At 70.7% G+C, this 13253-nt stretch carries 10 protein-coding genes; all 10 read left to right on the forward strand.

The window, feature by feature from the left end:
- Positions 1-7 precede the first annotated feature (7 nt).
- The 10 genes from BM060_RS01735 (at position 8) to BM060_RS01780 (ending at position 12647) form a co-directional block, all read left to right on the forward strand.
- A complete protein-coding gene (locus BM060_RS01735) occupies positions 8-940 on the forward strand; it encodes an ABC transporter substrate-binding protein (protein ID WP_074976741.1) in 933 nt (310 codons plus the stop codon).
- On the forward strand, positions 940-1950 hold the full coding sequence (locus tag BM060_RS01740) for a FecCD family ABC transporter permease (protein WP_174672462.1): 1011 nt from the start codon (positions 940-942) through the stop codon (positions 1948-1950). Before BM060_RS01735 ends, BM060_RS01740 begins: the two co-directional genes overlap by 1 nt.
- Positions 1947-2987, forward strand: a complete 1041-nt coding sequence (locus tag BM060_RS01745; RefSeq protein WP_074976743.1) for a FecCD family ABC transporter permease — start codon at positions 1947-1949, stop codon at positions 2985-2987. Before BM060_RS01740 ends, BM060_RS01745 begins: the two co-directional genes overlap by 4 nt.
- A complete protein-coding gene (locus BM060_RS01750; protein WP_074976745.1) occupies positions 2984-3793 on the forward strand; it encodes an ABC transporter ATP-binding protein in 810 nt (269 codons plus the stop codon). The genes BM060_RS01745 and BM060_RS01750 overlap by 4 nt, the downstream gene beginning before the upstream one ends.
- A gap of 395 nt (positions 3794-4188) precedes the next feature.
- The gene (locus tag BM060_RS01755; RefSeq protein WP_074976747.1) at positions 4189-4893 is read left to right on the forward strand and encodes a response regulator transcription factor; all 705 of its coding nucleotides are present in this window, start codon (positions 4189-4191) and stop codon (positions 4891-4893) included.
- Positions 4893-6239 carry a HAMP domain-containing sensor histidine kinase gene (locus BM060_RS01760; RefSeq protein ID WP_074976752.1) on the forward strand — a complete coding sequence of 449 codons (1347 nt, stop codon included), beginning with the start codon at positions 4893-4895 and terminating at the stop codon, positions 6237-6239. The genes BM060_RS01755 and BM060_RS01760 overlap by 1 nt, the downstream gene beginning before the upstream one ends.
- Positions 6240-6314: 75 nt before the next feature.
- A complete protein-coding gene (locus tag BM060_RS01765) occupies positions 6315-8546 on the forward strand; it encodes a TonB-dependent siderophore receptor (RefSeq protein ID WP_074976754.1) in 2232 nt (743 codons plus the stop codon).
- Positions 8547-8596: 50 nt separating this feature from the next.
- Positions 8597-9490, forward strand: coding sequence for an alpha/beta hydrolase (locus tag BM060_RS01770; protein WP_074976756.1), 894 nt, complete (start codon positions 8597-8599; stop codon positions 9488-9490).
- Between the two features lie 386 nt (positions 9491-9876).
- The gene (locus BM060_RS01775) at positions 9877-11313 is read left to right on the forward strand and encodes a TldD/PmbA family protein (RefSeq protein WP_074976758.1); all 1437 of its coding nucleotides are present in this window, start codon (positions 9877-9879) and stop codon (positions 11311-11313) included.
- A complete protein-coding gene (locus BM060_RS01780) occupies positions 11313-12647 on the forward strand; it encodes a TldD/PmbA family protein (RefSeq protein ID WP_074976760.1) in 1335 nt (444 codons plus the stop codon). The genes BM060_RS01775 and BM060_RS01780 overlap by 1 nt, the downstream gene beginning before the upstream one ends.
- The last annotated feature ends 606 nt before the right edge of the window (positions 12648-13253 follow it).

Consider the following 13253-nt stretch of genomic DNA (forward strand, 5'->3'; position numbering starts at 1 on the left):
AACCTCCATGCAAGCCCGAGCCCTTCCCCTCTCCCGCCGCCTGCTGGCCTGCGCGGCCGCCGCCGTCACCAGCGCCTTCCTGCTCCTCCACCCCGCCGGCGCCAGCGCCGCCAGCCTGGACACCGCCTTCGGCCCGGTGCAGGTCAAGGACCACCCGCAGCGCGTGGTGGCCCTGGGCGAGAACACCCTCGACGCCGCCCTCGCCCTGGGCGTGCAGCCCCTGGGCGCGCTGGCCAGCCGCGGCGGCAGCGACATTCCCGAATACCTCAAGGCCAAGGCCGGCAAGCTGCCGCTGGTGGGCACCGTGCGCGAGGTCAACCTGGAGGCCGTGCTCAAGCTGCGCCCGGACCTGATCCTGGCCAGCCCCGGCCTGACCCGCGAGCAGTACGCCAAGCTCAGCCTGATGGCGCCCACCGTGGTGCCCAAGGGAGGGGCCCTGGAGGACTGGCGCGCGGCCTTCCGCACCTACGCCGCGGCCCTGGACAGGAACGCCGAGGCCGAGCAGCGCCTGAACGAACTCGACCAGCGCATCGCCGGGCTGCGCCCGCGCCTGCCGGCCGACGCCAGCCTGAGCGTGGTGCGCTGGAACCCGCAGGGGCCGATCATGATGTCCAGCCACCTGTTCGCCGGCCAGTTGCTCGACCAGTTGGGCCTGCGGCCCAACCCGCTGGCGGCGCAGCAGACCCAGCGCCCGCACACCGACATCCTCAGCCTGGAGAACCTGTCCAAGGCCGATGCCGACTGGATCTTCCTCGCCACCCTCAACCCCGACGGCGAGAAGGCCCTGGCCGAAGCCCGCCAGCAACCGGCCTTCACCCGCCTGAAAGCGGTGCGGGCCGGGCACCTGGCAAGCGTCGACGGGCAGATCTGGAGCAGCAGCTCCGGCTACCTGGCTGCCCAGCAGGTGCTGGATGACGTGGAGAAGGCGCTGGCCAACTGATGCTGCCCGCGCGCCTGCCCCAGCCGCTGGCCCTCGGGCTGGCGGCTTCGCTTCTGTTGTTGCTGTGCCTGGCCAGCCTGCTGCTGGGCGCTGGCGACGCCGGCCCCTGGGCCAGCCTGCAAGCCTTGTTCGGCGGCGCCGACGAAGACACCCGCTTCGTCGTCGGCGTGCTGCGCCTGGCGCGCACCGAGCTGGCCCTGCTGGTGGGCATGGCCCTGGGCGCCGCCGGCCTGCTGTTGCAATCGGTGACACACAACCCGCTGGCCGAGCCCGGCCTGCTGGGCGTCAGCGCCGGCTCGGCCTTCGCCGTGACCCTGGCGATCAACCTCGGCGCCACTGCCGCCGGCCTCAACCTGGCGGTGGCCGTGCTCGGCGCCCTGGGCGGCTGCCTGCTGGTGCTGGCAGTGTCGCGCCTGCGCGGGGTGGGCGACGACCCGGTGCGCCTGGTGCTGGCCGGGGTGGCCTTCTCCGGCCTGCTCACCGCCCTGAGCAGCCTGGCGCTGCTGTGGGACCAGCGCACCGCCGACGAAGTGCGCTTCTGGGTGGTCGGCAGCCTCGCCGGCCGGCCGCTGGACACCCTGCACTGGAGCCTGCCGGGGCTGCTGCTCGGCCTGCTGGTGGCACTGCCGCTGGTCCGCCCGCTGGCCGCCCTGGCCCTGGGCGAACGCGTGGCCAGCGGCCTCGGCCACCACCCGCAGCGGGTGCGCCTGGCCACCCTGCTGGCGGTGGCGCTGCTGGTGGGCACGGCCAATGCCGCCGCCGGCCCCATCGCCTTCCTCGGTCTGATCGTGCCCTTCATCGCCCGCCGCCTGGTGGGCAGCGACATCCGCAGCTGCTTCGGCCTGTGCCTGCTGCTGGGGCCCTGCGTACTGCTGCTGGCCGACATAATCGCGCGCCTGCTGGTGCGCCCCTACGAGATGCCGGTGGGGGTGGTCACCGCCTTCGTCGGCGCGCCCATCCTCATCGCCGTGGTGCGCTCGCACCGCCTGCCGACGCTGCAACGCCAATGAACGCGCCCTCTCCCCACGGCTACGGCCTGCTGCGCCTGGGCCGGCTGTCGCTGCTCTGGCACCGCCGCAGCCTCATGGTCGGCCTGGCGTTGCTGGCGGCGCTGGCCGCCGCCTTCGTGTTCTGCCTGAGTGGCGACGGCCTCGGCGCCGGCCAGGCCATCGCCACCCTGCTCGGCCAGGGCGACCCCTTCCAGCAACTGCTGGTGCGCGAGCTGCGCCTGCCGCGCCTGCTCGCCGGCCTGCTCAGCGGCGCCGCCCTGGGCGCCGCCGGCTGCCTGATGCAGACCCTGGCGCGCAACCGCCTGGCCACCCCGGGCATGGTCGGCCTGGACAACGGCGCCACCGCCTTCGCCGTGGCCTCCATAGTCGCGGTGCCGACCAGCCTGGCGCCCTCGGCCCTGGCCCTGACCGGCGCCGCCAGCGCTGCCGCGCTGACCTTCCTGCTCGCCGCCGGGGCCGGCGCCCGCGGCTATCGCTTCATCGTCGTCGGCCTGGGCATAGGCGCGCTGTTCGGCGCCCTGACCAACCTGATGCTGGCCCGCGCCGACATAGACGCGGCCAACGCCGCCTATCCCTGGACCGTCGGCAGCCTCAACGCCCGCCCGCCGCTGGCCGTGTGGCTGCTGGCCGGCGGCCTGGCCCTGGGCCTGCCGGCGGCGCGCCTGCTGACGCGGCCACTGACGACGATGCGCTTCTCCGACAGCGTGGCCATCGGCCTGGGCGTGCGCCTGGGCGCCATGCGCATCGCCACCCTGGCGCTGAGCGTGGCCCTCACCGGGCTGGCCGTGGCGGTGGCCGGGCCGGTCGGCCTGGTGGCGCTGATCGCCCCCGAGGCAGCGCGCTACCTGGGCGGCCAGCACGGCGTGCCGGTGCTCAACGCGGCCCTGGCCGGCGCCCTGCTGACGCTTTTGGCCGACTGGCTGGGGCGCACCCTGCTGGCGCCCATCGAAATCCCCGTGGGCATCGTCATGGCGGTGATAGGCGCGCCCTACCTGCTGTGGATCATCCTGCGCCAACCCTCCGGGAGACAGCCATGAACCCGAACCCCAGCGCCCCGCTGGAAACCCGCGGCCTGTGCATGGCCTACGGCAAGCGGCCGATCATCGAAGGCCTGGACCTGCGCCTGCCGGCCGGCCAGGTCACCGCCATCGTCGGCCCCAACGGCTGCGGCAAATCCACCCTGCTGGCGGGCCTGGCGCGCCTGCAGAAGCCCAGCGGCGGCGCCGTGCTGCTCGACGGCAAGGCCATCGCCAGCCTGCCGTCGAAGGAAGTGGCGCGGCGCCTGGCGCTGCTGCCCCAGGACGCCAGCGCCCCGGACGGCCTCACCGTGGCCGAGCTGATCCGCTTCGGCCGCCAGCCGCACCAGGGCCTGTTCCAGCAATGGAGCGCCGAGGACCAGAAGGTGGTGGACACCGCCCTGGCCGCCGCCGACCTCGGCGAGCTGGCCGAGCGGCCGCTGGAATCCATGTCCGGCGGCCAGCGCCAGCGCGCCTGGATCGCCATGGCCATCGCCCAGGACACCCCGCTGCTGCTGCTCGACGAACCCACCTCGGCGCTGGACCTGGGCCACCAGATCGAGGTCTTCGAATTGATCCGCCACCTGGCCGAAGCCGGCAAGACGGTAGTGATGGTGGTCCACGACCTGTCCAGCGCCTGCCGCTACGCCGACCACCTGGTGGCGATGAAGGGCGGCCAGGTGCTGGCCGAGGGCGCGCCGGCCCGGGTGGTGACGGCGGAACTGGTGGAGGCGCTGTATGGCGTGCGCTGCACCCTGCTGAGCGATCCCTACAGCGGCACGCCGCTGATCGTTGGGGCCAGTCGGGTGCGAGCTTGCTTTTCGTAGGAGCGAGCTTGCTCGCGAATGGGGTTTCCCGGGATTTCGGCGCCAAGACTGAGAGCACCCTCTCCCTAACCCTCTCCCTGAAGGGAGAGGGGACCGTTGGGCAGACACGGATGTTCTGGAGTCAGCCGGCAGCACCGTTGGTTTCCGACTGAAGCCATTCCTCCTCTCGGCACGGACAAGCCCCCTCTCCCTTCAGGGAGAGGGCTGGGGAGAGGGGACGGGCTTCGACATCGCTCCGGAGCAAGGCTTGACGCCATTGTTCGCGAGCAAGCTCGCTCCTACGAGAAAAGCACCATCCCCCCCAGCACCTCAGATGCGACGAAATGCCAGCACCCAGCCATTGCCCCGCCCCCACCGCCAATGGGATCATTTGCAATTGCTTTTTGTTCTCATCCATGGCTGATCACGTGTCACCGCAACTACTCCTCGTGGAAGACGACGCCCACCTGCGCCCGGACCTGGAACGCCACTTCCTGGCCCGCGGCTTCGCCGTGCGCGCCTGCGAGAACGGCACCCAGGGCCTGGCCGCGCTGCGCGAGGGCCGCTTCGACCTGGTGCTGCTGGACATCATGCTGCCCGGCGTCGACGGCCTCAGCCTGCTCGACGAACTGCGCCGCCGGCAGACCGTGCCGGTGATGCTGATGTCCGCCCTGGGCGCCGAGCAGGACCGCATCAGCGGCTTCACCCGCGGCGCCGACGACTACCTGCCCAAGCCCTTCAGCCTGGCCGAGCTGGACGCCCGGGTCGACGCCCTGCTGCGCCGCGTGGCCCTCGACCGGCGCCCGGCCGAGCCGCGCAGCGAAGGCGGCCTGAGCCTCGACGAAGAGGCCCGCGATGTCACCCACCAGGGCCGCGCCGCCGGCCTCACCGGCTCCGAATACCGCCTGCTGGCGACCTTGCGCGCCCACCCCGGCGAGGCGCTGAGCAAGGCCTTCCTCTACCAGAGCGTGCTGCACCGCGCCTACACCCGCCTGGACCGCGGCCTGGACGTGCACGTCTGCAACCTGCGCCGCAAGCTCACTGCCATCGGCGCGCAGCACCTGCAGATCCAGGCGGTGCGCGGCCAGGGCTACGTGCTGGTCGAAACGGACGGCGCCTGATGCGCCGCCACCCGCTGCTGTGGAAGCTAGCCCTGCTGCAGGTGGGCTTCTGCCTGACGCTGACCTGGCTGATCTGGAACTGGGGCCTGTCGGTGGAACGCAGCACCTACTTCCTCGACGAAGCCGACCGCCTGTACCTCGCGCGCTACGCCCTGCAGGCCGAGCAGGCCTGGCGCCAGGGCGGCGCGGCCGGCGCCGAAGCCTTCCGCCGCCAGCTGGAACGCGAGGAAGACACCTGGGTCGCCCTGGTCGGCCCGCGCCTGGAAAGCCTCGGCACCACCGCGCTGAGCGCCGAGGAAGCCAGCCACCTGACCTTCATGCGCAAGCTCGACTGGCCCATGAGCCGGCGCCTGCAGGACGAGCTGCCCTACGTCAGCATCGAATTCCCCGAACGCCCCGAGGACGGCCGCCTGGTCATCCAACTGCCCGAGCGCCTGCTGCCCAGCGGCCTGACGCCCTGGACCCACGTCATCACCCACGGCGTGGCGCCGACCCTGCTGGCCCTGCTGCTCGGCCTGGCCCTGTACCGCCACCTGGTGGTGCCGCTCAACCGCCTGCGCGACCGCGCCGACGCCCTGCGCGCCGACGACCTCGACAGCCCCGGCCTGCCGCTGCAGGAACGCCGCGACGAACTGGGCGAGCTGGCCCAGGCCTTCGAACACATGGCCGCGCGCCTGCGCCAGAGCCTGGCCCAGCAGCGCCTGCTGCTGCGCACCCTGTCCCACGAACTGCGCACGCCCCTGGCGCGGCTGCGCATCGCCCATGACAGCGAGCTGCCGCCGGAGCAGTTGCGCCAGCGCCTGGGCCGCGAAGTGGCCGACATGCAGCGGCTGCTGGAAGACACCCTCGACCTGGCCTGGATGGACACCGAGCACCCGCAACTGCCCACCGAACCGGTGCTGGTGCTCTCGGTGTGGGAGGCGCTGCGCGAGGACGCCTGCTTCGAAAGCGGCTGGGAGCCAGCGCGCCTGCCCTGCTCGCTGGGCACCGAGTGCTGCGCGCAGGTGCACCTGGACAGCCTGGCCCAGGCCCTGGAGAACCTGCTGCGCAACGCCATCCGCCACTCACCGGCGGGCGGCCGCGTCAGCCTCGACGGCTGGCGCGAGGGCCGGCACTGGCACCTGTGCCTGCGCGACCAGGGCCCCGGCGTGGCCGAGGCCGACCTGGAGCGCATCTTCGAGCCCTACCAGCGCCTGGAAGGCAGCGGCGCCGGCTTCGGCCTGGGCCTGGCCATCGCCCGCCGCGCCATCGAGCTGCAGGGCGGCCGCCTGTGGGCCACCAATGCCCACCCCGGCCTGTGCCTGCACCTGCTGTTGCCGGCGGCCTGGAAGTGTTTAGAAAGTTAATGCGCTTTACTCGCAATTGTGAGTAATTATCATCTTCGATCTCTCGCCTTCAGGCTGAACTTCCGGAGATCGAAGATGTCGTCCCGTGCCCAACCCCTAGTCCCCTTCCTGCTGCTGTCCAGCTGCCTGCTGGCCAGCGCCGTCCACGCCGCCAGCCAGGACGAGCAGCCCGTCGAACTGGACAGCCAGACCGTGGTCGCCACCGCCCAGGAAGAGACCAAGCAGGCTCCGGGCGTGTCCGTCATCACCGCCGAGGACATCGCCAAGCGGCCGCCGGCCAACGACCTGTCGCAGATCATCCGGACCATGCCGGGGGTCAACCTGACCGGCAACTCCACCAGCGGCCAGCGCGGCAACAACCGGCAGATCGACATCCGCGGCATGGGCCCGGAGAACACCCTGATCCTGGTCGACGGCAAGCCGGTCAGCAGCCGCAGCTCGGTGCGCTACGGCTGGCGCGGCGAGCGCGACACCCGCGGCGACACCAACTGGGTGCCGGCCGACCAGGTCGAGCGCATCGAGGTCATCCGCGGCCCGGCGGCGGCGCGCTACGGCTCCGGCGCCATGGGCGGGGTGGTGAACATCATCACCAAGCAGGCGGCCAAGCAAACCCACGGCAACCTCACCGTCTACCAGAACTTCCCGCAGCACGGCGACGAAGGCGCCAGCAAGCGCGTGAGCTTCGGCCTCAACGGCCCGCTGACCGACACCCTCAGCTACCGCGTCTACGGCAACCTGGCCAAGACCGACGCCGACGACTGGGACATCAACTCCGGCCACGAATCGGCGCGCACCGGCAACCAGGCCGGCACCCTCCCCGCCGGCCGCGAAGGCGTGCGCAACAAGGACATCAACGGCCAGCTGAGCTGGAAACTGGCGCCCAACCAGAGCCTCGAGTTCGAGAGCGGCTTCAGCCGCCAGGGCAACATCTACACCGGCGATACCCAGAACACCAACAGCAACGCCAACGTGAAGAGCATGCTGGGTCACGAGACCAACATCATGTACCGCGAGAACTACTCGCTCACCCACCGCGGCGACTGGGACTTCGGCAGCTCGATGGCCTACCTGCAGTACGAGAAGACGCGCAACAGCCGCATCAACGAAGGCCTGGCCGGCGGCACCGAGGGCATCTTCAGCAACACCGACTTCTACACCTCGACCCTGCGCGACCTGACCGCCCACGGCGAAGTCAACCTGCCGCTGCACGCCTGGCGCGACCAGACCCTGACCCTGGGCAGCGAGTGGAACCAGCAGAAGCTCGACGACCCCAGCGCCAACACCCAGACCACCACCGAGGGCGGCTCGGTCGCAGGCCTGACCAGCAGCGGCCGCGACACCACCTCGCAGGCGCAGATCTTCTCGCTGTTCGCCGAAGACAACATCGAGATCCTCCCCGGCACCATGCTCACCCCGGCGCTGCGCTTCGACCACCACAGCATCGTCGGCGACAACTGGAGCCCGTCGCTCAACCTGTCCCACGCGCTGACCGACACCCTCACCCTGAAGGCCGGCATCGCCCGCGCCTACAAGGCGCCGAACCTGTACCAGCTCAACCCCGACTACCTGCTCTACAGCCGCGGCCAGGGCTGCTACGGGCAGACCACCAGTTGCTACCTGCAAGGCAACGAGGACCTCAAGGCCGAGACCAGCGTCAACAAGGAACTGGGCATCGAGTACAAGGACGACGGCTGGGTCGCCGGGCTGACCTACTTCCGCAACGACTACAAGAACAAGATCGACTCCGGCCTGACCCCGGTGGGCAGCGCGACCGGCGGCACCGGCAGCTACGCCAACGCCGCGATCTACCAGTGGGAGAACGTGCCCAAGGCACTGGTCGAGGGCCTGGAAGGCACCCTGAGCATCCCGCTGGCCGCGCAGCTGACCTGGAACAACAACTTCACCTACATGCTGCAGTCGAAGAACAAGGAAACCGGCGACGTGCTCTCGGTGACGCCGAAGTACACCCTCAACTCCATGCTCGACTGGCAGGCCAGCGACGACCTCTCGCTGCAGCTGAGCGTGGCCTGGTACGGCAAGCAGAAGCCGAAGAAGTACGACTACCACGGCGACCGCGTGACCGGCAGCGCCAACGACCAGCTCTCGCCCTACGCGCTGACCGGCGCCAGCGGCACCTACAAGATCAGCAAGAACCTCAGCCTCACCGCCGGCGTCGACAACATCTTCGACAAGCGCCTGTACCGCGCCGGCAACGCCCAGGGCGTGACCAACATCGCCGGCGCCGGCGCCGCCACCTACAACGAACCCGGCCGTACCCTCTACACCAGCCTGACCGCGTCCTTCTGAGGACCACCCGGCCCCCGCTCCCGGCGGGGGCCGGCAGACGAGATCGCCTGATGAAAACCACCACCCTGCCCCTGGTCCTGGCGCTGGCACTGGCCGCGCCGGCCCCGGCGGCCCTGGCGCAACCGGCGCCGGACCAGAAGATGGACACCACCTTGCTGCAACGCCAGGACCTGGCCTACCGCTTCACCCAGCTGGACCTCGACTCCGCCGACGGCCGGCGCCACTACCGCCTGTGGGTCGGCAAGCCCCAGCGCCCGGCGCCCGCCGCCGGCTACCCGGTGCTGTGGATGCTCGACGGCAACGCCGCCCTCGGCGCGCTCGATGCCGCCAGCCTGGACAAGCTCGCCAGCGGCCAGGCGCCGCTGCTGGTCGCGGTCGGCTACCAGACCGAGCAGCGCATCGAACGCAACGCCCGCACCTACGACTACACCCCGCCGCTGCCCGGCGAAGCCAGGCAACTCGACCCGCTGACCGGCCAGCCCAGCGGCGGCATCGACGCCTTCCTCGACCTGCTGCGCCAACGCATGCGCCCCATGGTCGCCGCCGTCGCCCCCATCGACGCCAGCCGGCAGACCCTCTGGGGCCACTCCTACGGCGGCCTGGCCGTGCTCCACGCCCTGTTCACCCGCCCCGGCGAGTTCAACACCTACGCCGCCGCCAGCCCCTCGCTGTGGTGGCACGACGGCGCCATCGTCCGCGAAGCCGCCGGCCTGCAACAACGCCTGGGCGAAAGCCGCCCGCGCCTGCTGCTGATGCGCGGCGGCGACGAACCGGGCAACCCGCGCGGCCCGCTGAAAGGCGACGCCGAACGCCCGGCCCGCGAACTGAGCGCCGACCTGGCCAAGGTGCCGGGCCTGCAGGTGCAGTACCAGCGGTTCGATGGTCTGGGTCATGGGCCCATGTTGCCGGCGTCGCTGCGTTATGTGCTGGAGCATTACCCGTAACCGAGGCGCGCCGGGGAGCAAGGTCAAACGGCGGATAACCGCGAACGGTTATCCGCCCTACGCCAGGTCCACCCGGTGATGCAGGGCGTACAACCGTTCGCAGAAATGACGATGTACAAGGATGACACCTGACCCCCAGCCCACTCAGGACAGCCCCCTCTCCCTTCAGGGCGGGGCGCGCAGTCGAGGGTTGGGGAGAGGGCGTTCTTATCCCCAACACCTACGCCACCGGTAACCCCTGTTCGCGAGCAAGCTCGCTCCTACGAAAAGCCAAAAAGCCGAAAAGCCAAAGCCATCCCCTCCGCTCTTCCCCCTTTTCCACACTGGCAATGAAGTTTGCGGCAGGAGCACAATCCGGAGTTCGCCCCTCCCCAGGAAGCCCCCGGATGCCCGACAGCCTGCATGCGGCCCTGCGCCACTTCGTTTCCACCCTGCGCCACGACCCGGCCTTCCGCTCCCTGCGCCTGGTGCAGCGGCACAGCCTCGATTGCGGCGTGACCCGCGACCAGCCCGACCCGGTGCGCCACGGCCTCGACCAGGGCGCCATGCTCTGCGCCGAGGTCGATGGCGTGGAAGCCTTCGCCGCCACCAGCGACCTGAGCGAACAGGGCCTGCGCCAGGCCTTCGAACGTGCCCGCCAGCTCGCCGCCGGCATCGCCGCCCGCGCCCTGCCGCGCCCGGCCCAGGCCGGCGCCGACCTCGGCCGCCAGCGGCGCAGCAGCCCGAACCTCGACACCCCGCTGCCGGACCTGGCGCAATGGCTGGACCTGCTGCGCGCGGAATGCGCCGCGGTGCCGCGCGAGGAACGCATCGTCGACTGGAGCGCCAGCCTGCGCGTGGTGCGCGAGCAACAGCTGTACCTCGACCGCCACGGCAGCGACCTGCTGCACGAGACCCAGCGCCTCTACCCCTGGCTGTCGGTGACCGCCTTCGACGGCCGCCAGAGCCAGACGCGCACCTTCGACGTGGCGCGCCAGGGCGGCGCCGAGGTGGTGCTGCACAGCGGCTTCGCCGGCGCCGCCGCGCGCATCGCCGACGAGGCCCTGCAACTGCTGCTGGCGCCCAACACCCCGGAAGGCACCCGCGACCTGCTGCTGATGCCCGACCAGATGATCCTGCAGATCCACGAATCCATCGGCCACCCGCTGGAGCTGGACCGCATCCTCGGCGACGAGCGCAACTACGCCGGCACCAGCTTCGTCACGCCGGACATGTTCGGCCATTACCAGTACGGCTCGCCGCTGCTCAACGTCAGCTTCGCCCCGGACGTGCCCGACGAACTGGCCAGCTACGCCTACGACGACGAAGGCACCCCCGCCGAGCGCCGGCTGCTGATCGCCGGCGGCATCCTTCAGCGCCCCCTGGGCGGCGCCCTGTCCCAGGCCCGCAGCCAGCTCGCCGGGGTGGCCAACAGCCGCGCCAGCAGCTGGAACCGCGCGCCCATCGACCGCATGGCCAACCTCAACGTCGAGCCCGGCGACCAGAGCCTGGCGCAACTGATCGGCGGCATCGAAAAAGGCATCCTCATGGCCACCAACCGCTCCTGGTCCATCGACGACGCGCGCAACAAATTCCAGTTCGGCTGCGAATGGGGCCAGCTGATCGAAAACGGCGAACTCGCCGGCGTGGTGCGCAACCCCAACTACCGCGGCATCTCCGCGCAGTTCTGGCGCAGCCTGGGCGCGGTGGGCGACGCCTCCACCTTCAGCGTGCTGGGCACCGCCAACTGCGGCAAGGGCGAGCCCAACCAGGCGATCACCGTCGGCCACGCCTCGCCGGCCTGCGTGTTCAAGGACGTCACCGTGTTCGGAGGGCAGGCCTGATGCAACTGCGACTGTCCCCCGACCACCTGCGCGAACTCGCCGACTGGCTCAAGGGCCGGCTGCGCGGCGACGAGGAATTCAGCCTGTGGCTCGCCGCCGAGGACTCCGACTTCGTGCGCTTCAACCACGCCCGGGTGCGCCAGGCCACCCGCGTGCTGCAGATCGAGGCGCAGCTGCGGCTGATCCGCGGCGCGCGCCACGCCAGCCTGGAACTGAGCCTGACCGGCAGCGCGGAGGAAGACCGCCAGCGCCTGCAGCAAGGCCTGGAACAACTGCGCGGCACCCTGGAAGTGGTCCCGGAAGACCCGTACCTGCTGCTGGAGGACGAGCCCTGGACCCGCGTCCAGGAAGCCCCCGGCCGCTTGCCGGAAGTCCGCGAGGTGATCGACCAGGTGGACGCCCGGGCGCAAGGCCTGGACCTGGTCGGCATCTACGCCGGCGGCCCGCTGTACCGCGGCTTCGCCAACACCCGCGGCAGCTTCGGCTGGCACGCCGCCGGCAGCGCCAGCCTGGACTGGAGCCTGTTCGCCAGCAACGGCGAGGCGGTGAAGACCACCTACGCCGCGCGTGACTGGGATGCCGCCGCCCTGGGCCAGGCCTTCGTCCGCGCCCGCGAGCAGCTGGACTACCTGCAACGCCCACGGCGCACGCTGCAACCCGGCGCCTACCGCGCCTACCTGGCGCCGGCGGCGCTGGAGGAAATCATCTCGCTGCTGTGCTGGGGCGGCTTCTCCGCCCGCGAACTGGCCACCCGCCAGAGCCCGCTGCTGTCGCTGCACCTGGGCCATGCCAGCCTGTCGCCGCAGGTCAGCCTGGAGGAAGCGGCCAGCGCCGGCCTGGAACCGCTGTTCGACAGCGACGGCTTCCTGCGCCGCGACCAGGCGCTGATCGAGGGCGGGCGCATGGTCGGCCAACTGGTCAGCCCGCGCTCGGCGAAGGAATTCAACCTGCCCGCCTACGGCGCCAACAGCCACGAGACGCCGCAGTCCCTGGTCATGGCCGCCGGCGAACTGCCCGAGGACGAAGTGCTGGCGCGCCTGGGCACCGGCCTGTACATCGGCAACCTCTGGTACCTGAACTACTCGGACCTGGCCGCCGCGCGCATCACCGGCATGACGCGCTTCGCCAGCTTCTGGGTGGAAGACGGCCGGATAGTCGCGCCCCTGGCCAGCATGCGCTTCGACAACAGCCTCTACAGCCTGCTCGGCGAACACCTGCAGGCGCTGACCCAAGAACGCTCGCTGCGCATCGACACCAACACCTACGGACGCCGCAGCGCAGCCACCCAGCTACTGCCAGGCGCGCTGGTGGAGCGTTTCACGCTGACGCTGTAGGGCGTACAACCGTTCGCGGTTGTACGCCGTTACACCCATCTCGACGTTGGCCTCCTAGTCAAGCCCGGAGCGCTCGGAAACGGGAGCTTCGGGTTCGAATCCGGCGCGCCCTGGGGCCAAGGTCAAACGGCGGATAACCGCGAACGGTTATCCGCCCTACGCCAAGCCCACCCGGTGATGCAGGGCGTACGACCGTTCGCGGGAATGACGATGTGCAAGGATGGCACCTGACTTCCCGCCCGCAGAGGACAGCCCCCTCTCCCTTCAGGGCGGGGCGCGCAGCCGAGGGTTGGGGAGAGGGCGCTCTTACCCCCAACACCGCAGCCACCGGGAGACACCCTTCGCGAGCAAGCTCGCTCCTACGAAAAGCCAAAGCCGCGCCCAAGGCCGTACGGCCAAACGGCGGATAACCGCGAACGGTTATCCGCCCTACGCCAGGCCCACCCGGTGATGCAGGGCGTACAACCGCTCGCGGGAATGACGATGTGCAAGGATGGCACCTGCCTTCCCGCCCGCTCAGGACAGCCCCCTCTCCCTTCAGGGCGGGGCGCGCAGCCGAGGGTTGGGGAGAGGGCGCTCTTGAACCCAACACCTGCGCCACCGGTA

The organism is Pseudomonas citronellolis, from assembly GCF_900112375.1.
GTDB lineage: Bacteria > Pseudomonadota > Gammaproteobacteria > Pseudomonadales > Pseudomonadaceae > Pseudomonas > Pseudomonas citronellolis.